Here is a 22,410-nt window from a genome sequence, read left to right on the forward strand (position 1 = left end):
ACCGAGGATGCCCGCGCTTCGCCGATGGGCCGGCCAGGTGCTTGCCCGCTCGGTGCTGCTCGCCGCCCTGCCCTGGGTGGCGCCCGCGCAGGCCGCCGACAGCCTGACCTGTACCGGCCGCTTCCCCAACCCGATCACCGACATCTGCTGGAGCTGCATCCTGCCGATCAGCATCGGCAGCGCCACGATCGCCAATTTCGATGGGCAGGAGGACATCCCAAACCCGTCCAACCCGGTCTGCAGCTGCGGCGTGAATCCCACCATCGGCCTGTCGATCGGGTTCTGGGAGCCGGCCCGGCACGTGGAGGCCGTGCGCAAGCCGTTCTGCCTGGCGTCGCTGGGCGGCATCGACCTCGACCCCGGCATCCCGGCGCCGGCGGCGGCAAGGTTCACACGCCCCGAAGGCGATGGCGACGGCGGCAGCTTTTACCAGGCGCACTTCTACGTGAACCCAGTTCTGTACTGGCTGGAGGTGGTGACCGACTTCCCGTGCCTGGAGCGGGGCTCGTTCGACCTGGCCTACCTGACTGAGGTGGACCCGCTGTGGAACGACGACGAGCTGACCCTCATCCTCAACCCCGAGGCCGTGCTGTTCGCCAACCCGGTGGCGGTGGCGGCCTGCGCGGCCGATTGCGTGGCCGCGACCGCGGGCTTCGGCATCGCCGAGATGTTCTGGTGCGCCGGCTGCCAGGGCGGCATCTACCCCTTCGATGGCCACGTCCCGTACCACATGGGCGGGGTGCGAACGGCGGCCCTCATCGCGCAGCGGCTGACCGCCAAGATGCACCGTGAACTGCTGGCCTGGGGCTGGCATGGCCGGCCAGGCCTGTGCGGACCCTACTTCCTGCCGGCCATGGACAAGACCGCCTACAAGACCCAGCTGACCTATCCGGTGGCCAACACCGCCAAGGACGGCGGGCGCTGCTGCCAACCCTTTGGCCGCAGCACCATCGTCTGGGGCGCAGGCAAGGAGTACCCGGTGCGCGGCGAGGACTTCGCGTTCATGCTGTTCAGGAAGAGGAACTGCTGTGTGGGCTACTGAAACGGCCACGCTCATCGGCCCGGCGCTCGGCGCGGGGGTCTCCGCGCTCCTTCTTGCCGGCAGCGTGCTGGGTGCCCCGGCGACGCCACCGGCCGTGACCGAGGCCGACATCGAGCGCGCACGCCAGCAGAATCGGATGCCGACCGATGCTGAGCTGGCGCGGGTGCCGATTCCTGGCGCGCCTCGCATCGAGAACCTGCCCCAGACGGTGACCCGCATGCCCATCGACCTCGAGGCCATCTCCAAGGGCTTCGACGTGCAGAACGGAGCTCAGGCAGCGGCGATGGCTCCGGGCAAGGCAGGGCCGAAGGTGCTGATCTTCGTGAGCTTCGCGATGCCGGAGCCAACGCTTCAGCGCTTGGTCGACCAGGCAGCGCGTGCAGGCGCTACCCTCGTGCTGCGGGGGTTGGTCAACGGCTCAATCCGCGAGACGGTTACTCGCATGCAGGCGCTGATCGGCAGCCGCCGCGTTGCAGTCCAGATCGATCCGGAAGCGTTCGATCGCTACGGGATCGCGAGGACTCCGACATTCGTCCTGGTCATGGAAGTTGCCGGGACCGAAGTTTGCGCCTCCCGCGTGTGTGGCTCGTCGCAGCAGTTCGCGAAGGTCGCTGGAGACGTGACCCTCGACCATGCAATGCAGTACCTGAATCAGGACTCTAGAGCTTCAGTTCGTAAAAGGCGGTAGTTACCGCTGTCTCCGCGCCTCGCGCACAAGGACCACAACTGACCGCGGAAGCCCTTATGGCGGCAGTGGGCGCCCGAGGCATGGAGCCAAGACGACTTCACATGAAGAACCGGAACTGATACGGCCTGGACCCAAGTCGGCTGATGCGCTTGACGACGCGCGACAGCACCTTCGCATAAGCAAGCGTCACCGGGAGTGGGTCGTATAGCGCATCGTTGTTCCAGTCCATCTTAGTTAACGCCAAGATCGCCCAAGCCGTGTCATCCCACGGTCCGTGGCCGGCATGTCGAATAATGCGAAGCGGTCGAGGAGTGCTTCGCGAGCCCTGAAAGTATGAGCCCTTGTCGCTGATCTTCTTGACGCTTCCATGCGTCCAAACCAGCGCTTCGGCGGGCGCTATACCCAGCACTGTTCCCCTGGGCACGGGAAACATTGCTGCCTGCGCCGGACGGTCGTTGAACGGACCGTTCACGAGGACTCCGCGCCATCCGACGTCCTCAACAACTTGCACCAGATCGACCGCCTCGCATAGATTGAAGGCCTCCATGCAGCCGTCGACCTCCTGCGGCTTGAATTCGGTCGTCTTGTGAACCATGACGCGCCGAGGAATCCGTCCGGCATGGCGCCGGCGATATAGATCCATAGCGCGCGTCATCACCCTAAACATCTCGGTTCGAGACAGGAATGGGTTGTCCCTTTGTACCTCGAACTCGTGGGTGTTGTAGGCAATGAACTCCAAGCCTGACCCGTCCGCATCAAACACCTGGCTGCAGCACGTCACGAACCTCGGCTCGCCCGATTCGACCGGTCGCACAGAGTACGAGATGCCGATGAACGCTGTCTCCGGATCCGTGTCGGCGAGTTTCCACGGAATGCCCCCTGCCTTGGCGTACAACGCGAGCCCGATGCGCCACATAACGCTGGCCCGGTCTGCATAAGCCAACGCCTTGTCCTCGCGGACGATCTGCACGGGCACACCTCGCGAAGCCGAGACTGCCTTGATGTGGTCGTGCAGATCAAAGTCCTCGTTCAATCCACCAACGAAGCCCATGCTCCACCGTTCCGGCAAATAGATGAACAGCACATCGAAAGCAGATCGCCGCGCGTGCAGACGTTGTGCGGCTCGAGTGATGGCGTCCGCAAGCACAACGTGAGGTGTCGGCGACTCCTTCAACCGGGCCTCCAGCCCTGCATCCAGTTCGAAGTGACAGTCGCCGCCGGCGCCTGTCATTCGAACGTTGAAGACGCGCTGAAACCCCGGCCACTCCGGCAGGTAGTCCTTGCGCTCGCTAGGCTTGTAGAACGAATTCAGCTCTTTCATGAACGCATACAGTCGGCCGCCCTCTCCAGCCGGAGCGATGGTTGCGACCCGGATCGGGTCAGGCACCAGAAGCCCTTTTGAGTAAGGACCGAACCGCAAGAGACCACTCAGCGGATGAATGTCTCTGTCGCTGCGCCTGTCGGGATGGAACGAGAGCTTCGGCTCTGTCAGGCAGAGGTGATGCGCAAGCTCGCTGGCACTCATGCGTTGGCCCTCTTCGAGAAGCCCGTGCGAGGGGCAAGTTGAAACACCGCATCGACACCACTGGAAATGTCCAGTGCGCGCAGTGGCTCACCGTCTCCGACAAGGAACCCGGCCCAGAAGTCAATTAGCGCATCCAGCTTCGGGTTATATCGCTTGACCGTGCGCTCACGAGCGAAGTCCGCGGCAACACCCTTTGTGTCTTCGGTCATGCCCGAGAACACCGTTGTCGGTTCGAGCAGCAACCAGAGCTTGTCGGCCGCCCAATCCAGACGCAGGCCTACCCCTTCGTGCCAGCGGACATCCGGAAACCCGGGCAGTGTTCCTGTCAGTACACCGACTACGCGACGCAGGGCGCCAAAGGCCTCCGCGGATGGCGTCGCCGGGTACAGCAGATCCATCTTCCGCTTGCGCAGCAGCGTCAAGCCCCGATGCCTGGAGATGGCTCGGCTAACCGCTTCCTTCAACAGGCCCCGATCCGCAGACTCATATCGCAGCTTGTGAGGCTCGATCGCGGCTAGGTCGAACTCGGAGATACGGTGGTCCTCGAACGCTGCGCGAACTGCCGAGTCCTCTCCAAATAGAAGAACACCTCGGCGGCTCCTTGCGACGAGCAGGTTGACTCCCGCCTTCTCAACGGCAGCGCGTACGTCGGCGTATCCGCCTACATCACACACGACACGCCGGCAGACCGACGGGATCTGTGAGATGCGTAGCGCGTTTAGCCTTACGATAGGCCAGCCGCCCTTACCGCCGAGGATCGGAGCCGCGCTCCACCGTGCACGTTGCTTTCCGAACTCATCCAGGAACTTGGTGTCCAGGCCCTTCATCAACCTGACGATGTCCCTCATGGTCTCGTCGAAGTTCTCGATGCGCACGAGTGCCGCTTCGACTCCGCCAGCCTGGGCCTTTACGAGGAGCTCTATCACCCGCCCATACGGAGGCTCCTCCCCTCTGTGCAACCAGAAAAGGCCTGAAGGAAACGCCCCCTTCTTGTCCAACGCCGAGTCCAAGGCCTTCATCACCGAGTCATCGCGGCCGCTGTATCCTGCCACAACCATTCCAAAGCGCCCGCACGAGTCAACGAGTACTTGCCTCAGCTGCTCGTCTTGGTGGCGAAGCTCGTCATCTGTGTTCTTGAGCTTGCGATGCCTGAAGTCGCCGTGCAGTTTGATCTCAACCGGCCACCGGCCTTCGGAGATCGCATGGGCAGCCACCTCTGGAGCGTTGAGCGCAACGGTGGTAAGTGCGCCAGTTCCGTCGAACACCTTGGCGCATGCGTCTGCCACCAAGGGATCGAAGTTCGTGGTCCAGACCAGGCGTGCTTGCTGGCCGCGCATCAGGGTGGCCAGTACGAGGTGACCGTACGAGGGCTTGGCACCCGTCATCTTGGAGTCCAGGTAAGTGCGGCGGTCGGCCTCCGAACGGAAGACCTCCTCGAAGAGGGCCGAGTACTCAGTCGGATCACCGACTTTTGGCAGGCTCTCCATCGAGTCGATGTGCTCTTGCAGACGCTGACGGACGCCTGGAGCTGAAAGGTCTGCCACGATGTCCGGCGGCATCCTGCGTTGACTGACAAACAGGCGCTGCTTGAACTCCCAGATCATGTCGCCAGCAGTTGGGATACCGGCCGCCGCTGACACTCCCGCGCCCAGGAGCCACATGACGTTCGGCGCGCGCATTGACAGCCGCCTGGCAAAGTCATCCGCATCGATAGCAGGCGCGAAGGCCTGCTGTTCGTTTTGGCCAGATTCGAAGTCTTGTTCTTCCATGCCTGATGGACCTCTTGGGGACTCAGCGACGCAACGCGAGCTTCACCACCTCGCCTAGGCCCCAATTCTCGCGCGACCACTCGGCTTCGATGTCCACCGGCGTCATCGCCACCAGCAGCGAACTCACGCTCAGAACCAGGTCGCCGGTAGATGATGTGTTACTGCAGCTTCTAAGCGACCGGCGGTCGTTGCCTTTCGATTCCCGATTGACTCGGATCAGTCTTGGGCGACTACTCGCCCTCGGATTTCGAAGATGCCCAGTGCAGTAGAACTGAACACCCTAGCGAGTAGTCACGAGTCTTGACTACCGCTGCTGACCAGCTCTCCGGCCAACCGCGTGTCCAGCCTCGAAACCCCTCTCTCTCAGCCGCCGTTTCACCGCGACACCGACCGGACCGCCCCTGACCATGGGGCGTGCTTCCACCGACCCCGCCAGGCCCCGATAGCCACCTCACTGCCTCGCCGCCTTCCACGGCGAGCCACGCCTCGCCGTGGCGCCGCCTCGTCGCCTGCATCACCACCGCCTGCTTCCTGACAACGCAGACGGCAGCCGTCGCCGACCCGCACGCGGAAGGTGTCGCCGCCGGCGAGGCCGCGAACCCGGTGGCACGCGGCAACATCACCACACCGGGCGCCACCGCCGTGGTCCCGGGCTACACGACCACGCCACCGGAGCGCAGCTACTACCGCCAGCCCAACCTGTCGTCGCAGGGCAGCGCGAGGCTGTCTGCCTGTGCACTGACCCCCACCGACCCTCTCTGCCAGGCGCAGCGTGGCGCCTTCTCGTCGGCAAACACGCCGCGCCCGACGATCGGCGCCGATGACCCTGCCGTGGCTGCTGCGCGTGCAATCGGCCGGACGCCGTCGGCCGAGCTGGGCAGCCTGGCCGCCTACTACAGCGGTTGCACCACCACGGTCACGCCGGTGCCCGCCGGCATGCAGCCACGCAGTTGCCTGCGCTACTTCGGCGTCGGCAACTACAGCTGCAGCCGAAGCCTGACCGTCAGCACGACGCGGACCACCAGCTGCAACCCGGGCGACTGGTTCGCCCACACCGCCTCCGGCCGCACGGGTCTGGATGTGCAATGCCTGCCTGACCGCGCCGTCACCGCGCAGCACTTCCGCGTCACCCAGGACGGCAATCCGCTCAGCTTCTTTGACGTAGACATGACGACGCCGGTCGTCTTCCCGCAGATCGTGTCGGTCCTTGACACCACCTACTCGATGATCGACGGCCAGCCCATCCGCACAGCCGTCTGGGTGGCTGACAAGAGCTGCAGCGGATCGACCTGCAGCCTGACGGCGATGGTGGCCCCGGAGCGCGCCGAAGTCTGTACCGGTGGCGGCGACTCGGGCTACAGCTGCACCAGCGTCGAGCCTTTCCTCAAGGCCTACGCCGCCTGCCGCGCCGGCACGCAGAGCGGCGACAACATCCAGGACACCGTCTGCCAGGGCGACAGCGGCTGCACCACCACCGCTCTGGACGGGACCAAGTGCTACGCGCCCGCGCCCGGCTGGACGCCCTACGCCGGCATCGACGTTACGGGCACCGTGGCCGGTACCTACTGGAACATCGACGCGGACCGGGCCGTGATCGGCTGGGCGCCCAACCCCGCCTTTGGCCCGATTCCGACGATGCGGCTGTCCTACACGCGGCCAGCCACCACCGTCACCGAGACCGACCGCTGGGACGACCACTGCCCGACCCTGGACGCCGGTGGTCGCTGCACCACGACCACGCCCGCCGTCTGCACCGATGGCCCGGCGACCAAGGTCGTCGACGGCGTGGCCGTCACCCGCGACTGCTGGGAGTACCGGAGCACCATGTCGTGCAGCGGCGGCGCGTCAGCCGACCAGTGCGCACCGCTGGTGGCAGCAGGCTGCACGCCGCAGTCGTCGACCTGTCGGCAGACCAACGCCGTCACCGGCGTGTGCGAGGTGTTCGAGGACGGCTACAGCTGCCCGGTGCCGGCCGAGACCGTCACCACCACCAGCAACTGCCCGACGAACGTCTTCTGCCTGAGCGGCAACTGCTTCGACATCGGCGCGCCGAACGACCCCGACTTTGCTCGCAGCATGTCGATGCTCGAGGCCGGGCGCGAGGCGGGCATCTACCTGGACGCCGACCGCATGCAGGTCTTCAAGGGCGAGGAGAACCGCTGCCGCGACCGCCTGCTGAAGAACTGCTGCTACGCCGACGGCGCCGGCGCCGGCATGACGAACCAGAGCATCTTCGGTGGTGGCTCGCGTCTTGTCTTCGACGTGCTGATGAATTCGCAGAATCAGCAGTTCATCTACCAGGGCATCTCGGCGCTGCTGATGGGTGGCGGCTTCAGCGGCACGTTCACGACCTATGGCGTGACGGTGGCGGTCAACGGCGCCGCCCTGCCCGCCGGATCGGTGGCCGTGTATGCCGGCGACAGCCTGGTCGTGGCCTTCGACCCGTGGACGCTGGCCATCGCGGTAATCATCTACATCGTCCTCTCGATGATGTCCTGCAACGAGGACGAGGGGAAGCTGGCGATGAAGGAAGGCGCCAGGCTGTGCCACACGATCGGCACCTGGTGCTCATCCTGCTTCCGGGTCCTGGGCGTGTGTGTGTCGTGTGTCGAGCACACCACCTCGAAGTGCTGCTTCAACTCGATGCTGGCGCGCATCGTCAATGAACAGGGCCGCGCGCAGATCGGCAAGGGCTGGGGCGGCGCGCAGAACGCCGACTGCTCCGGCTTCACCGTCGCGCAGCTTCAGACGCTCAACTTCGCGGCGATGGACCTGTCGGAGTTCTACGCGTCGCTGGTACCGACCCTGCCGAACGTCAACGCGCTGCAGGCCGGCAGCGCCAGCCGCGTACCCACCTGCTACTACGGCCAGGGGAAGTGCCAATGAGGGCCATCACCGTTCTGGTCGGCGCCGCATGCGCCTTGTTCGTCAGCGCTGCCATGGCTCAGGAACGACTGCCGGTCCGCGATGCCAAGCAGCTGATGCTGTCGGCCCTGGACGCACCCGACGGCAAGGCCCACGGGGTCCTGGTCGGCGAGGTCGCCGACGCGATCTCGAAACGCTTCAACGCCACGACGCCGATCTACATCGACGTGAGCACCGAGAAGCGCTACGCCCAGCCCGGCTGCAGTCGCCTGAACGTGCGTTTCTGGCAAGACGGCGTGCAGCTGCCGAACTACGGCGCTGGCGGCGTGCAGGCACCGCGGCGGCAGACCATCGACTTCGGCATCAACTACTGCCGCGACGGCCAGCCGCCGCGGTCGCTGTCGTGAGGTAGCTCCCATGATGCTGCGCCGCCCTGCCCCGCGCCAAGCTCGGCTCGCAGTCTGCCTCGTTGTCATGGTCGGCAGCGGGACGATCGTCCTTGCGCAGCCGCAGGACCCCGGACGGCCGTACTGGTCCGACAACTGGCGCGGCTGGCACTTCTACGAGGAGCCGGAGATCCCTCCGCCCGACCCACCGGCTTCCGCACCGCGGCAGGCCGCAACGGCATCGAGCGCCGCCACTGGACCCCGGCGTTCGCCCCCCAAGCCCCCCGAGATCGTCGAGTTCGAGCGCCTGCAGAAGGCCCTCGAGGAGCGCCGGCACATCGCCATCATGCGGCCGACCGAAGCCAACGTACGCCGCTACATGGAGCTTGAGGCCCAGGTGGTGTCGCGCGCATCCACCTTCGCTGACGTGGCGCAGCGCATCGCTTGGGCCAGCCCCGAGCTCGACCCCACGCTCCAGGGACGCCCGGTGAACGCGAAGGCGCTGGAGGTGTTCGACCAGCTTCAGACGGCCCAGCGCAGCCAGTCCATCAGCGCCCTGGGACGCGACCACGTGCTGTTCTTCTTCTTCCGCAGCGACTGCCCCTACTGCCATGCCTTCGCGCCGACGCTCGAGGCCTTCCAGGCCCGGCACGGCATCAAGGTGGTCGCGATCAGCGTCGACGGTGGCCCGATCCCCGGCTTCGCAGACGCCCGGCGGGACAACGGCATCGCTACCACGCTGCGGGTGAGCCAGGTTCCCGCCATCTACCTCGCCCAACCCTTCACCGGAAAGATCACCCCGATCGGCTTCGGCGTGTTGTCCGAGGCGCAACTGGTGGAGCGCATCTCGATGGTCGCGGCCTCACCTGACAGCGCCGCAACACCTTTCCTGGGCGCGACTGGCGGCCTGCAGGCCCAGGCCCGCTTGACGCATCCGCGCTGAGGCCGCGAGCCCGCACCTGCGCAGACAGAAATCTAAAGGAGCCTCCGATGAAGCGTACCTGCGCCAACCGGTCCCCGCACCGCGCTGTGGTGGTCGCCCTGTGTTGCGCCGCGCTCGCCGTGGGCCCCGCGCCACTGCGGGCCGGTGACCTGAACGCCGAGGTGAACAACATGTTCAACAGCCTGGGCGCCATCGGCAACTACACCGCACCGGGAGCGTTCCGGGGGCAGACCTTCAACACCTACACCGGGGGCAGCCTGTTCATGCGGGCGCCGAACAAGGTCTACCAGCTCGCGGCGATCCAGTTTCCGAGCGCCCGCGCCGGCTGCGGCGGCATCGACGTGTTCGGCGGCTCCTTCTCGCACATCTCGGCGGCCGAGTTCAAGAACATGCTGCGCAACATCACGGCCGCGCTGCCGGGCATCGCCTTCCAGCTGGCGCTGGAGTCGGTCTCGCCGCTGCTGGGCGGGCTGACCAAGTGGGCCAAGGGCCTGGAGACCTGGATCAACAACGCGCGCATCAACTCCTGCGAGACCGCAAAGGCCATCGTCAGCACGGCCGCCGAGGCGGCGGGCTTCAGCTCGCAGGAGGCCTGCTCCGATCTGGCCATCGAGATGGGCCTGGAGACCGATCGGGATGCCGCGCGCCGCCGCTGCGCAACCGACCGCCCCGGCATCCTGGCCTCGGCCCGATCCTCGGGCGACGCCAACATCCGCAACAAGGCACCGTTCGTCGGCAACCTGACCTGGAAGGCGCTGCAGCGCACCGGCACCTACCTCGACGACCAGGAGCGTGAGCTCATCATGAGCATCGTCGGCACGGTGATCTTCTATCCCGAGGATGCGGCGCGCGATCCCGAACCTGTGGCGCCGACGATCACCTCGATCAGCCAGCTGCTGTACGGCCAGGCGGCGGGCACCGGCACCAACGTCACGCAGCACCTGCTCCGGTGCAACAACTACACCGACTGCGACGTGGTGACGCTGAACACCAGCTACACCCACACGCCCTTCACCGCCCGTGTCGAGACCATGATGCGCTCGATCGCAGACAAGATCGCCACGCGCACGGCGATCCCTAACAACTCGGCCGAGGTCGGCTTCGTCAACCAGACCACCGAGCCGGTCTACAAGATGCTCTCGATCGGCGCGACGATTCCCGGCTCGGGGCTGTCCGACAGCCTGATCGCGCAGTACCGCGACGTGATCGCGGCCGACTACGCCTACGTCTTCCTGGAGCGCAACCTGCGCGTGGGCATGGCAGCCCTCGACAAGGACTACACGCTGCAGCAGACCCAGCGGGATCGCGCCAACCTGGTGAGGCAGCGGGCCCAGGCCATGCTGCTGCAGTTGTCGCAGGAGAAGAACCTGCTGTACCAGAAGGTCGGCTCGTTCCGGGCCGTGTCCAGCCACCTGGAGCAGCTCGAGCGGCAGCTGCGGTCGAGCATGCCCCAGCACGTGATGGACATGCTGGGGCAGCAGGCGGCCTTCCAGGCTCGCTGACACATCGGTCGGCAGGACCGATTCCGCGGGCACCACGCCAGCAACCCGGAGGCGGGCCAATCCCCAGGAGCGACGCATGTGGGAGATCTACGCCTACCAGAACGCCGACAGCCTGTTCGGCATCTTCAACGCTGCGGCAGCCATCCACGGCTCTGGCGACTACATGGCGGCGGTCGCCGCCGTGGCCTTCTGCGGGTTCATCGCGGCGCTGGTGGCCTACGCCTTCGCGCCCGAGAAGCTGCAGGGCTGGAAGTGGCTGGCCACCGTGCTGCTGGTGTTCTCCGTCCTCATCGTGCCGCGGGTGACCGTGGGCGTCGTCGACAAGACGGGCGGATCCGCCGTGAAGGTGGTGGCCAACGTCCCGTTCGGCGTGGCCTTCCTCGGCAGCGTCACCAGCACGGTCGGGCACACGCTCACGGGCCTGTTCGAGAGCTATCGAGCTGGCCAAGCGCTTTGAGGGATTCGAGCGTAAGGTGAAACGCGGAATCGAGATCACTGCCGTCCCCTACATCTGCCCGGCAGGGTTCTGGACGATTGGGTACGGCCATCTCTGCGACCCCAAGCATCCGCCGATCACGGAGGCAGAAGCCGAGGTCTATCTGGCGCGCGATCTGCAGACGGCACTGACGGCGACGCTGCGCTACTGCCCGGTACTGGCCACTGAGCCGGAGGCGCGGCTCGCGGCCATCGTTGACTTCACGTTCAACCTTGGCGCGGGGCGGTTGCAGACGTCGACGCTGCGACGGCGCATTAACCAGCGGGACTGGTCTTCTGCTGGGCAGGAACTGCGGCGATGGGTCTATAGCGGTGGAAAAGTACTGCCGGGACTGGTCACACGGCGTGAGGCTGAAGCCGCTTGGCTGCTCAACGCCGCATGAACCAGAGATTCAACTGAATCAAATCCCGGGCTGCAACTCCACCTGCACCTCTCGCGATTTGCCGGCCCGCTCCACGGACAAGACTACGACATCGCCGACCTTCCTGTCGTCGAGCCGGGCGAGCAGCTTGGCCACATCGTCGATCGCCGTGCCGTCGATGCGAACGATGCGGTCGCCGGGCACGATGCCTTGTGGGGTAATCTCGACCCCAGCGAGCCCGGCTTTGTGCGCTGCCGAGCCGGGGGTGACACGCAGCACGAACACGCCCTTGCTTCCCGTCAGCGCAAGCAGGCGCTGATTGAGCTGTTCGTCCACCTCGATGCCAAGCGCCGGGCGGATGTATTTGCCGGTCTTGATGAGTTGCGGCACTACCCGCATGACGGTGTCCACCGGCACGGCAAAACCGATCCCGGCCGAGGCGCCGGAGGGGCTGTAGATCGCCGTGTTGATGCCGATAAGCCGACCGGCCGAATCGAGCAGGGGGCCGCCCGAGTTGCCGGGGTTAATGGCGGCGTCGGTCTGAACCAGGTGATCAATGGCCGGGCCGCCCGCTTCTCCCGGTAACGAGCGGTCGAGCGCGGAGACGATGCCGGTGGTGAGCGTCCAGTCCAGGCCAAAGGGGTTGCCGATAGCAAACACCTTCTGTCCCACCTTGAGGTCGGCGCTGGTGCCGACCGGCACGGCAGGCGGGCGTTTGAAGCCGACGCCGATCTTGAGTACGGCGATGTCGTGTGCTGGGCTGGCCCCCACCAGCGCGGCCTGGTAGTCGCGGCCATCGGCGAGTTTGACGGTGGCTTCGGACGCGCCCTGGATGACGTGGAAGTTGGTGACGACGTGGCCGGCGTCGTCCCAGATGAAGCCCGAGCCAGTGCCGCGCGGCACGGAGAAGACGTTGCGCGTCCAGACATCGCGTACCAATTGTGCGGTAGTGATGTAGACCACCGAGGCGCGCGATTTCTCGAACAGTTCGATGGTGGCTTTCTCGTCCGCCGCCAGATCGCCACGCGCCGTCACAGTGCGTTCTGCCGCCTCGCGCGGACTGAACCAGGCCTCGATGGCGGGCAGGAACTGCCACAGCAGCATGAGCGCGGCAATACAGGCGGTGATGAAGAGCCAGCGCCGGATGAAGGGATCCGGTGCGGGGCGTGGATACGGGTTAGGGTAGGCCATGAGAAGTCTCCTGTTGAAAGGCAATCAGCGCCACAGCCCGCTCGGACGCCAGCGCGGCGGGCGCGGCGTCAACGCGGATTCCGGCAAGAAATGGGGCGCGTGGAGTGGCAACGCTGATGCTGGCCCAGGCGCCAACGTCAGTAGGCGTGAGATACGATCTTGCGTTGCCGGATGGGTGCGCAACCAGGAAGGCTCGGGATTGCCCCATCCCGGCCACAACCAGGCGCGCCAGGAGCGGCTGACCCGCTCGATTTTCGCCAGCGCGGACGCAAGCCCCTGCGGGTCGCCAGTCAGTTCCGCAGCGAGGCGGTCAGCGTCGAACTCACGCACGCGAGACAAGCCGAGCTGTGCGAGCAGGGCCAGTTGGGGCGAGGCGGCCAGCAGAAGCAGTCCAGGCCAATTGACCGCCACCGCGCCGGCCAGCAGTGCGGGCAAGCTGAACACAATAGTGATCTATCCGACCATCGCCAGCAGGCTCGTGAGGCGACTGACGGAATCCGCCGGCCCCATGACACGCAGATCCTCATTGGCGATGTGCGCGACCTCGTGCGCGAGCACACCCGCCAGTTCGCGCGAACTCAGGTTGCGCAGCAGGCCATCGGTGAGGGCGATCGATGCCTCCTGCTTCGATCCGGTGGCGAAGGCGTTGACGACGGCACTGGGCACATAGTGCGGCACCGGCGTGGCGGGCAAACCGGCACGGGCGGGCAGCTCGTGCAACAGGGCCCAAATTTCCGGGGCTTCGTGCGGGTGCAGCGCCCGGGCGCGGTATAGGCGCAAGGTCAAGGCGGATGCGGCTGCCGGTTCCAGCAGCAGCGTGCCTGCAACGGCAAACAGCGCGAGCCACAGGTCGCGTTCCCCGAACAGCAGGCTTCCTGCGGCGGCTGCGATCCCGACCAGGGTCAGGACCAACAGCCCGGTCTGCAGGCGGTTGAGCCAGCGGTGTTGCAACAACGCCGCGCGCGGGTCACTGGGATGATGACGGGGCATGCTCAGATGTCTCGGCAGCGCGGTCGTCGCGCTCGCGCAGCAGCCAGTAAGTGGCACCAAGCGCCAGCGTGGCGCCTGCAAGCGCGGCGATCTTCCCAGGGCTCGCCTCGGGGTCGAGGACCACGAACTTGCGCGCCAGCGCGATCAGGCCGATGAGGATCACGGTCTTGACCTGGATGATGCTGTCCCGACGCAGCGCCACGCGCACGATGGAATGCTTGAACTCCATCGCGATCAAGAGCGTCATGATCATGCCGAACACACTCTGGAATACCTTGTGATCCAGGGGATTGAAGGCATCGAGAAGCAGCAGCGTGAAGACGATGGAGATGAGCTGGAACAGCGACACCACGATGATGACGGCAATCACCGCCGACAGCACGAGCGCGACGACCTGCTCGAAGCGCTCGTAAAAACTCATGATGGCCCACTGGTCACGCAAGACCTGAAATGGGTTAAGGCGTGTTGATTTCATGAAGATGGACTCCCTGCGAAATTGCCGCTGTCGGGACGATGGCGCATTGCACTGATGCTTCGTTCGACTATCTCGGCCGGCATGTCCAGCGCCGACATTGCCTGGTCCGTCAGCCCAAGGGCTGCGGCAAAGGACTGCTGATAACCCAGCAAGTTGGGCACTCCGAACGCAGCCGGCATCACGGCCGCCACACTGCACCCCGCTAGCAATATCAGCGTGACGCTCAGCAGGCCCAGCATCGATCAGCGCCCAACCTGCGCCGTCGCCCAGCGCACGATGTCCTGCGCGCCCATGGCGCCCGCCTGACGCCCAATCTCCCGCCCACCTTGGAACAGGGCCAGCGTCGGAATGCTGCGGATACCGAACTGCGCGGCCAGGTGGGGCTCAGCCTCGGTGTTCACCTTCGCCAGCCTGATACTGGGTTCGAGCTGGCGCGCCGCTTGCTGAAACTGCGGTGCCATCATCTTGCAAGGCCCGCACCACGGCGCCCAGAAATCGACAAGCAAAGGAAGATCGCTGCGCTCCACGTGGCGCCCGAATGTCGCCGTGGTCAACTCGATGGGCTCGCCCGTGAACAAGGGCTGCTGGCAGCGGCCACAGTTAGGTTGATCCGCGAGCTTGGCGGCCGGCACACGGTTGATGGACTGGCAATGCGGGCAGACGATGTGAAGGTGTTCGCTCATGGTGTGGCCCCTTGGGATGTAGAGAGTGAGGTTTCGGACTGGGGGGGCGCCGACTCGCGGGATTCGGACTTCAGCCCCTGGGTCAGCTGACGGATGTCGTTTTCGTCCAGGGTTTCCCGCGCCAGCAGTTCGCGCGCGCAGCGCTCCAGCACCGCGCGGTTGGTGTCGAGGATCCGGTAGGCGCGCTCGAACACGCCCATCACGATGTCGCGGATGGCCTGATCGATGCGCGCCTGGGTCGATTCGGCCACCCGGCAGCCGCCGTGGGCCAGTTCCGGTGTATCGAGAAAGCGTGGCCGCTGCGCCTCGAAGGCGATGTAGCCCAGTCCTTCGTCCATGCCAAAGCGGGTGATCATGTCGCGGGCAATGTCGGTGGCCCGTGTGAGGTCATCGGCAGCCCCGGTGGACAGCTCGCCGAACACGAGCTTCTCGGCCGCACGACCGCCCAGCAGCACGGCGATCTTGTGTTCCAGATCGGCGCGCGTCATCAGGAAGCGGTCTTCGGTGGGGCGTTGCAGCGTGTAGCCCAGCGCGCCGATGCCGCGCGGGATGATCGAGATCTTGTGCACGGGGTCGGTGCCGGGCAGCGCCAGCGCCACCAGCGCATGGCCCATCTCGTGATAGGCCACGGTTTCCCGCTCCTTGGGATTGAGCACTCGGTTCTTCTTCTCCAGGCCCGCCACGATGCGCTCGATGGCGGCGGTGAAATCCTGCAACTCCACGGCGGACGCTTTGCGCCGGGTCGCGGCCAGCGCGGCCTCGTTGACCAGGTTCGCGAGGTCTGCACCCGAAAAGCCGGTCGTCAACGCCGCGACTTGTTCGAGATCGACATCACTGGCCAGGGTAACCTTCTTGACGTGCACCTTCAGGATATCGAGACGGCCTTTCTTATCGGGACGGTCCACCAGCACCTGGCGGTCGAAGCGACCGGCGCGCAAAAGCGCCTGATCGAGAATTTCAGGCCGGTTGGTGGCGGCGAGAATGATGAGCCCCACTGAACTGTCGAAACCATCCATCTCGGTCAGGAGCTGGTTGAGAGTTTGCTCGCGCTCGTCGTGGCCGCCGATGGGGCCTCCTACGCCGCGCGCACGGCCCAGCGCGTCGAGTTCGTCGATGAAGATGATGGCCGGCGCCTGCGCGCGGGCCTGCTCGAACAGGTCGCGCACGCGCGCCGCCCCCACGCCGACGAACATCTCGACGAACTCCGAGCCGGAGATGGAAAAGAATGGCACCCCAGCTTCGCCCGCGACGGCTTTGGCGAGCAGTGTCTTGCCGGTGCCGGGCGGCCCCACCAGCAGCACACCTTTCGGGATGCGCGCCCCGAGACGACCGTAGTCCTGCGGGTGCTTCAGGAAGTCGACGATCTCGACCAGTTCGGCCTTGGCTTCATCGACGCCCGCGACATCGGCGAAGGTGACGCCCGTGTTCTTCTCCATGAACACCTTGGCGCGACTCTTGCCGATGCTCATGAAACCACCGATGCCCTGCTTCTCGGCGAAGCGGCGGAACAGGAAGAACCAGACGCCGAAGAAAGCCACGGCCGGCAGAATCCAGGAGAGCACATCCCGCAGCCAGGTGCTTTCCACCACTCGCGCGTAGGACACATCGTATTTCGACAGCTGCTCGGCCAGGTCGGGTTCGACGCGGGTGGCCACGATGGTGGTCTTGCCCCGGCTGTCCGGCGACTTCAGGCGCCCGGTGACCGTGCGGTCCGACACCAGCACTTCGGCGACGCGCCCCTCGGCCAGCGCCTTCTCGAATTCGCTGTAGGGCACGGGCTCGACGGTCTTGGCCGCCTGCCAGTAGTTCTGCAGCGTCAGCAGCAACAGGCCGGCGACGATCCAGTAGCCAATGTTCCATTGATCTTTCTTTTCCATGGGCAATGTTCCTCGCAAGTCGTGTCGCTAGAGAATGGGGGTGAACAGACGGGCCACCCCGTCGCGCAAGCGGATGGCCAGCGGGCGGGCGCGCAACGCCTTCGCCGATATCTCGCCCGACGCATCACGAGCGGCATCAAAAAGGGATTCCAGCCGCGTAGACAGCGCGGTGTCGTACACCTCCACATTGAACTCGAAGTTGAGGCGCAGGCTGCGCGCATCCCAATTGGCCGAACCCAGGCAGCACCACTGGCCGTCTATCAGCATCAGCTTGCTGTGGTCGAACGGGCCAGGCCGTTCGAAGATGCGTACACCGTGCTCCAGCACCTGCCAGTAGTGGGCGCGCGCGGCCCATTGCACCGTGGGATGGTCGCCGTTTGCGGGCGTCAGCACCTCGACGCGCACGCCGCGCAACGCGGCCGTGCTCAGCGCCGCGATCATCGGCTGATCGGGCACGAAGTAAGGTGTCCAGATGCGCACCGAGTGCTTCGCCGCGCTCAAAGCGCCCATGAAGGTCCAGCGCATCCTGTCCAGGGCCTCATCGGGACCGGCCTCGATGCCGCGCGCCCAAGAGGTTCCTTGCTCATCAGCCGTTGCGGGCGGTTCGCCCCAGAAACCCTTGCTGAGCCGCTCGCCCGGGGTATCGCACCAATCATCGGTGAAGCACCGCATCAGATGCGCAACCACCGGCCCGCGCAGACGAAAGTGCAAATCGTGACAGGCCTGCTCCGGCGCATCGGGCCGCCAATACGGGCTGAAGATGTTCATGCCGCCGGTGAAACCCGTCTCGCCATCGATCACCAGCAGCTTGCGGTGATTGCGCAGATGCGCGGCATGCAGGCGCGCGGGAATCAACGTCGGGTTGAACGTCGCCGCCGGAACGCCGGCGCGTTGCAAGGCGCGGTAGGCGCTGCGGGGCCTCCAGCGGGCATAGACGTCGTCGATCAGCACCCGCACTTGCACGCCGCGCTCATGAGCCCGGCGCAGCGCATCGACGAACTGCGCCCCGATGCCTTGGCTGTCGAAGATGTACGAAGCCAGCGCGACGCTGTGCCGCGCCGACTCGATGGCAGCGAGCATGGCCGGGTACGCCTGCTCGCCATCGACGAGCGGCTCGATGCGGTTGCCGCTGGTCAGCGACTGGCCGGTGGCACGTCCCACCAGGTGCGCCAGGCCGGCAAACGGCGCCGATACGGCCTGGGGCATCGTAGGCGCGAGGTCCTGCCGAACAGCAGGATCTGCCCCCGGAAACAGCCGCCGCGCCCGCCGCTGGTAACGGTTGATGCCGAACAGCCCATACAGCAGCGAACCGCCCAGCGGCAACAGCGCGATCAGCAGCACCCACAGCGTGGCCGATCGAGGGTCACGCTTGTAGATGACCGCGTGCCCCGCTGTGGGGATAGCGACCGCCAGCGACACGAGGGTGGCTGCCCATGTCAGCCCGTTGGGGTCGGACACGACAGCCTCCCCATGACTCAAGATTCGCCGCCCGCTGACTTCTTCTTGCGCGCAGGCTTGCTCGCGTCGCTCGGCGGCGTCTCGGCCACGTTCGCGGCATCGGGCTTCTCAGGCTCGGCCGGCTTCGCGGGTGGCTCCTGGCGCTCGAAGACCACCCGTTCGGCCTTGTCGTCCCAGCGGGCGCTGGCGTGATCGGCCTTGCCGATACCGCCACCCAGCATCTCGCGCGCCAGTGCCGTCTCCAGCTCGCTGCGGATCAGCCGCTTGAGCTCGCGCGCGCCGAACTCGGGCTTGTAGCCTTCCTCCGCGAAGTGATCGATCAAGGTCTGGTCGAAGGTCAACGTCACGCCCTGGCTGGCGGCGTTGCGGGCCACACGATCGAGCTGCAGGCCGACGATATGGCGGATCTCCTCCTTGCCCAGCGCATGGAAGACGATGATCTCGTCGATGCGGTTGAGGAACTCGGGGCGGAAGTGTCCGCGCAGCACGTCCATCACCTCGGACTTGGTCTTCTCGTATTCCTCGCCGGCGGCGCCACGGGCCTTCAGCCGACGCTGGATGATGTCCGAGCCCAAGTTCGAGGTGGCGATGATGATGGTATTGGTGAAATCCACCACCCGGCCCTTGCCGTCGGTGAGCCGCCCGTCGTCGAACACCTGCAGCAGGATGTTGTAGACGTCGGGGTGCGCCTTCTCGATCTCATCGAGCAACAACACGCTGTAGGGTTTGCGACGCACCTTCTCGGTGAGCTGGCCGCCCTCGTCATAGCCCACATAACCCGGAGGCGCGCCCACCAGGCGTGCCACGGTATGGCGTTCCCCGTACTCGGACATGTCGATGCGCAGCAGCGCACCTTCATCGCCATAGATGGACTCGGCCAGCGCCTTGGCGAGCTCGGTCTTGCCCACGCCGGTCGGCCCGAGGAACAGAAAAGTCGCCACCGGCTTGCCGCCTTCGCGCAGGCCCGCGCGCGACAACCGCACGGCATCGGCCACCGCGCGCACCGCTTCGTCCTGGCCCACCAGGCGCTCGTGCAGCCGCTGCTCCAGATGCAGCAGCTTCTCGCGTTCTTCCACCGTCAGCTCGTTGACCGGAATGCCGGTCAGGCGCGAGACGATCTGCGCGACATGCTCGGCCTTGACTTCGGCGCTGCCCGAGGCGCGCTCGCGTTCCCATTCCTCGACAAGCTTCTTGAGTTCGGCCTCTTTGGCCTCGATGTGCTTGCCCAGCTCGGCGGCCTTGTCGTACTGCTTGCGCGAGGCCACATAGTCCTGCTCACGCCGCAGCTGGTGCAGTTCGGACTCCAGCTCTTGCACCGCCACCGGGCGGGCCGTGGCCGACAGCTTCACGCGTGCGGCCGCCTGGTCGAGCAGGTCGATGGCCTTGTCAGGCAAAAAGCGCGCGGTGATGTAGCGGTCCGACAACTCGGCGGCGGCGATGATCGCATCCTCGGTGATGCTGACCTTGTGGTGTGCCTCGAAGGTGTCGCGCAGGCCGCGCAGGATCATCATGGTCTGCGCTACCGTCGGCTCGGGCACCATCACCGGCTGGAAGCGACGCTCCAGCGCGGCGTCCTTCTCGATGTACTTCTGGTACTCGTTGAGCGTGGTGGCGCCGATCAGGTTCAGTTCGCCGCGCGCCATCATCGGCTTGAACACGTTGGCCACGTCCAGCCCGCCTTCGCCGCCACCCTGGCCTGCACCGACGATGGTGTGCACCTCGTCGATGAAGAGAATCAGCTCGCCCTGGTGCTCGGTCACTTCCTTGAGCACCTTCTGCACGCGCTCCTCGAACTCGCCCCGGTACTTGGCGCCAGCCACCATGGCATTGATGTTGAGTTCCACCAGGCGCTTGTCGCGCAGCGTCTCAGGCACTTCGCCGGCCACCATGCGCTGCGCCAACCCTTCGACGATGGCGGTCTTGCCGACGCCGGGCTCGCCGATCAGCACCGGGTTGTTCTTCTTGCGCCGGGCCAGCACTTCGATGGTCGTCTCGATCTCCTGCGCGCGGCCGATGACCGGATCGAGCTTGCCCTCGCGCGCCATCTTGGTGAGGTCGCGCGAATACTTGTCGAGTTCCGGCGTGTTGGTCGGCGTCTCGGCGCGGCCATCCTCGGCCCCTTTGCCGACCACCTTGCTTACCTGCTGGCGCAGCGCTTGCGGCGTGAGGCCGTAACGGCGCAGCAGGTTGGCCGCCAAACCTTCGCCTTCCTCGGCGAGCCCGATCAGGAAATGCTCCGGCCCGACATAAGAGTGGCCGAGTTCGTTGGAGGCCACGAAAGCACGGCTGAGCGCGTCCTTGACCCGGGGCGACACGCCGATCTCGCCCTCGAACGGCTTATCGCCGCGCTTGGCTTCGGATTCGATCTGGCGCTTGAGGTCATCGACCTTGATCTTGAACTGCCCCAGGATGGTCTTGACCACGTCGCTGTCGGATAGCGCCAGCAGCAGGTGTTCGGTATCGACTTCGGCGCGCCCGAACTCTGCAGCGTGTCGGGCGGCCTCCTGCAATAGGGCCTCGGACTGTTCGCTGATACGGCTGGCGAGCCCACTGCCGCGACGGCGCGCGGTGCCCGTACCGGCCGGGGCGGGTTCGCCGAACGAGGCATCGACGACCTCGTCGGTATCGGCCGCCATGGACGGTGCGTCGTCACCGATGCGGAAGAAGTCGCTGCCAAGGAAGTCTTCGAACAGCCCGCTGCGCGAGCCGAACAAGGCTTCCAGCGGTGAGACGGTGCGCTTTTGCTGGCGCACCAGTTGGCGATAGTGATCGTCACACAACAGCATGGTGCTGTGGCGACCATTGAGATTGGCTTCCACCCGCACCGTGGCGGGCTGGCCGCAGACTTGGCATTGTTTTCTGGCCATGCTGATGCTCCTGTAAAGATTGATCTGACGAGGCACCGCCGATCGCGGTGCCTCATCTCTTTGTGGTTTTTGAGAAAAACGCGCTGCCCCGCGTCAGCCGTTGATCGGGATCGAGCGCCCCTGCTTGGGCGTACTGGCCTCGCGCTTTTCCATCGTGATCGTGAGCACGCCGTTCTTGAAAGCGGCCTTGATCGTGTCCTGGTTGGCATCGGCCGGCAGGTTCAGAGCGCGCTGAAAGCTGCCGTAGGAGCGCTCCACCCGGTGGAAACCGCCGTCTTTCGTTTCCTGCTCCTGACGCTTTTCACCGCGCACCAGCAGCACGTCGTTGTCGAGCGTGATCTGGATGTCTTTTTCCTCGATGCCGGGTACTTCCAGGGCGATCTTGTACTGCTTGTCGGTCTCCTGGATGTCCAGCGCCGGCTTCAGCATGCCCGGCCAGTCCGACGGCCAGCGTGGCATGGCCAGCGTCGGGAAACCGAAGCCTCGAAACGCGTCGTCGAACAGGCGGTCGATCTCGCGATGCAATTGCAGGATGGGACTGACGGGCCCACCCGCCACCGGCAGGTCATTGCGCTGCACCGGCAGCGAGGCAGTGCTCTGTTGTTCTTCCTGCTCCTTTTTGAACCAGTTCCAGGGAGCCAATTTCTTGAAATCAATGTCCATGTCATACCTCCAGAAATCAATTGAAGACTCACTCAATCCGCTTGCCTGCGGCTATGGATAGCGCGCCCAGGCAACACGGGATGTTTCGCTGACTTCGGCTGCTCATCTGTGCGTATCAGCTCCTTCTTTCTGCCTGCTTGGATCTGATCATTGATCCATTGATCGATTTCACTTTGACGAAACCGCCACGTCCCGCCGACCTTGAAGGCCGGAATTTCCCCGTGCGCGGCGAGCCGGTAAAGCGTCCGCTTGCCGACCTTTAAGTAGGTAGCCAACTCGTCGAGTGTGAAGATCGCCTGCTGGCGCGCTGTCATACCACCCCCACAAGTTCCGTCGTCACGCGGCCTCGCTCGAGGAAATTCTTGCAAGACTTTGCAAGATATTGCGCCTAACATGCCGAAAGTCAAGAGTCAACATCCAGCGACCTGCTGGGCGATTGATGTGACTCAAATTTCCAGAGAGGGTGTGCTGGGGCAGTCCGATCCGGCGATAGGTAAAGGTTTGATCGGGAGCCTACAAGTGCTGGCGCATAGGTGTCAAGACCCGGGAGATTCTTTGGCCGCTTCTTGAACAAGTCGGGTGACTTGGCCCGCCAGGACTTGAGGGCATCAAGAGGCGTGTGATGGTCC

Annotated in this window: 19 protein-coding genes and 1 pseudogene; 8 read left to right on the forward strand and 12 right to left on the reverse strand. The window is 65.3% G+C overall.

Annotated elements, in window-relative coordinates:
* Nucleotides 1–7 precede the first annotated feature (7 nt).
* Nucleotides 8–1,042 (forward strand): TraU family protein, encoded by a 1,035-nt coding sequence (locus HNQ01_RS15445; RefSeq protein ID WP_173806336.1) that lies wholly within the window; start codon nucleotides 8–10, stop codon nucleotides 1,040–1,042.
* Complete coding sequence (gene trbC / locus HNQ01_RS22610) at nucleotides 1,029–1,730, forward strand: type-F conjugative transfer system pilin assembly protein TrbC (RefSeq protein ID WP_173806307.1); 702 nt, start codon at nucleotides 1,029–1,031, stop codon at nucleotides 1,728–1,730. The genes HNQ01_RS15445 and trbC overlap by 14 nt, the downstream gene beginning before the upstream one ends.
* A gap of 97 nt (nucleotides 1,731–1,827) precedes the next feature.
* On the opposite strand, the gene HNQ01_RS15455 is transcribed toward trbC, so the two are convergent.
* Together HNQ01_RS15455 and HNQ01_RS15460 are read right to left on the reverse strand one after the other, a co-directional pair.
* Nucleotides 1,828–3,255, reverse strand: coding sequence for an argonaute/piwi family protein (locus tag HNQ01_RS15455; RefSeq protein WP_173806308.1), 1,428 nt, complete (start codon nucleotides 3,253–3,255; stop codon nucleotides 1,828–1,830).
* On the reverse strand, nucleotides 3,252–5,024 hold the full coding sequence (locus HNQ01_RS15460) for an SIR2 family protein (RefSeq protein WP_286180859.1): 1,773 nt from the start codon (nucleotides 5,022–5,024) through the stop codon (nucleotides 3,252–3,254). The genes HNQ01_RS15455 and HNQ01_RS15460 overlap by 4 nt, the downstream gene beginning before the upstream one ends.
* A gap of 414 nt (nucleotides 5,025–5,438) precedes the next feature.
* Here HNQ01_RS15460 and traN point away from each other — a divergent pair, with 414 nt between their 5' ends.
* From traN to HNQ01_RS15490, 6 genes are all read left to right on the forward strand, one after another.
* Nucleotides 5,439–7,910, forward strand: a complete 2,472-nt coding sequence (traN, locus tag HNQ01_RS15465) for a type-F conjugative transfer system mating-pair stabilization protein TraN (protein ID WP_173806309.1) — start codon at nucleotides 5,439–5,441, stop codon at nucleotides 7,908–7,910.
* Nucleotides 7,907–8,296, forward strand: a complete 390-nt coding sequence (locus HNQ01_RS15470) for a hypothetical protein (protein WP_173806310.1) — start codon at nucleotides 7,907–7,909, stop codon at nucleotides 8,294–8,296. Before traN ends, HNQ01_RS15470 begins: the two co-directional genes overlap by 4 nt.
* Before the next feature lie 10 nt (nucleotides 8,297–8,306).
* On the forward strand, nucleotides 8,307–9,218 hold the full coding sequence (traF, locus tag HNQ01_RS15475; protein ID WP_217427565.1) for a conjugal transfer protein TraF: 912 nt from the start codon (nucleotides 8,307–8,309) through the stop codon (nucleotides 9,216–9,218).
* 47 nt (nucleotides 9,219–9,265) lie between these two features.
* The gene (locus HNQ01_RS15480; protein WP_173806311.1) at nucleotides 9,266–10,720 is read left to right on the forward strand and encodes a conjugal transfer protein TraH; all 1,455 of its coding nucleotides are present in this window, start codon (nucleotides 9,266–9,268) and stop codon (nucleotides 10,718–10,720) included.
* A gap of 76 nt (nucleotides 10,721–10,796) precedes the next feature.
* Nucleotides 10,797–11,177, forward strand: coding sequence for a conjugal transfer protein TraG N-terminal domain-containing protein (locus HNQ01_RS15485; RefSeq protein ID WP_240668587.1), 381 nt, complete (start codon nucleotides 10,797–10,799; stop codon nucleotides 11,175–11,177).
* A gap of 16 nt (nucleotides 11,178–11,193) precedes the next feature.
* Nucleotides 11,194–11,598 (forward strand): lysozyme, encoded by a 405-nt coding sequence (locus tag HNQ01_RS15490; protein ID WP_240189582.1) that lies wholly within the window; start codon nucleotides 11,194–11,196, stop codon nucleotides 11,596–11,598.
* An 18-nt stretch (nucleotides 11,599–11,616) separates the two neighbouring features.
* Here the strand turns inward: HNQ01_RS15490 and HNQ01_RS15495 are convergent, their stop codons facing one another.
* The 10 genes and pseudogenes from HNQ01_RS15495 to mads1 all read right to left on the reverse strand — a co-directional run bounded on the left by HNQ01_RS15495 (nucleotide 11,617) and on the right by mads1 (nucleotide 22,095).
* Complete coding sequence (locus tag HNQ01_RS15495) at nucleotides 11,617–12,768, reverse strand: S1C family serine protease (protein WP_173806312.1); 1,152 nt, start codon at nucleotides 12,766–12,768, stop codon at nucleotides 11,617–11,619.
* 24 nt (nucleotides 12,769–12,792) lie between these two features.
* Nucleotides 12,793–13,758: pseudogene (locus tag HNQ01_RS15500) on the reverse strand (zinc metalloprotease HtpX).
* A complete protein-coding gene (gene psiE-GI, locus HNQ01_RS15505) occupies nucleotides 13,736–14,233 on the reverse strand; it encodes a heat resistance protein PsiE-GI (RefSeq protein ID WP_173806313.1) in 498 nt (165 codons plus the stop codon). The pseudogene HNQ01_RS15500 and the gene psiE-GI overlap by 23 nt, the downstream one beginning before the upstream one ends.
* Nucleotides 14,230–14,472 (reverse strand): potassium transporter KefB, encoded by a 243-nt coding sequence (locus tag HNQ01_RS15510; RefSeq protein ID WP_173806314.1) that lies wholly within the window; start codon nucleotides 14,470–14,472, stop codon nucleotides 14,230–14,232. The genes psiE-GI and HNQ01_RS15510 overlap by 4 nt, the downstream gene beginning before the upstream one ends.
* Nucleotides 14,473–14,475: 3 nt before the next feature.
* Nucleotides 14,476–14,916, reverse strand: coding sequence for a heat resistance system thioredoxin Trx-GI (trx-GI, locus tag HNQ01_RS15515; RefSeq protein ID WP_104301916.1), 441 nt, complete (start codon nucleotides 14,914–14,916; stop codon nucleotides 14,476–14,478).
* Entirely contained in the window at nucleotides 14,913–16,793 is a 1,881-nt protein-coding gene (ftsH, locus tag HNQ01_RS15520) for an ATP-dependent zinc metalloprotease FtsH (RefSeq protein ID WP_173806315.1), read from the reverse strand. The genes trx-GI and ftsH overlap by 4 nt, the downstream gene beginning before the upstream one ends.
* Before the next feature lie 27 nt (nucleotides 16,794–16,820).
* Nucleotides 16,821–18,251, reverse strand: a complete 1,431-nt coding sequence (cls, locus tag HNQ01_RS15525; RefSeq protein ID WP_173806316.1) for a cardiolipin synthase — start codon at nucleotides 18,249–18,251, stop codon at nucleotides 16,821–16,823.
* Between the two features lie 17 nt (nucleotides 18,252–18,268).
* A complete protein-coding gene (gene clpK / locus HNQ01_RS15530; RefSeq protein WP_173806317.1) occupies nucleotides 18,269–21,118 on the reverse strand; it encodes a heat shock survival AAA family ATPase ClpK in 2,850 nt (949 codons plus the stop codon).
* 93 nt (nucleotides 21,119–21,211) lie between these two features.
* Nucleotides 21,212–21,781 (reverse strand): Hsp20/alpha crystallin family protein, encoded by a 570-nt coding sequence (locus HNQ01_RS15535; RefSeq protein WP_016446189.1) that lies wholly within the window; start codon nucleotides 21,779–21,781, stop codon nucleotides 21,212–21,214.
* A 32-nt stretch (nucleotides 21,782–21,813) separates the two neighbouring features.
* Nucleotides 21,814–22,095, reverse strand: a complete 282-nt coding sequence (gene mads1 / locus HNQ01_RS15540; protein ID WP_173806318.1) for a methylation-associated defense system helix-turn-helix domain-containing protein MAD1 — start codon at nucleotides 22,093–22,095, stop codon at nucleotides 21,814–21,816.
* Nucleotides 22,096–22,410 lie beyond the last annotated feature (315 nt).

The organism is Sphaerotilus uruguayifluvii, from assembly GCF_013294065.1.
GTDB lineage: Bacteria > Pseudomonadota > Gammaproteobacteria > Burkholderiales > Burkholderiaceae_C > Sphaerotilus > Sphaerotilus uruguayifluvii.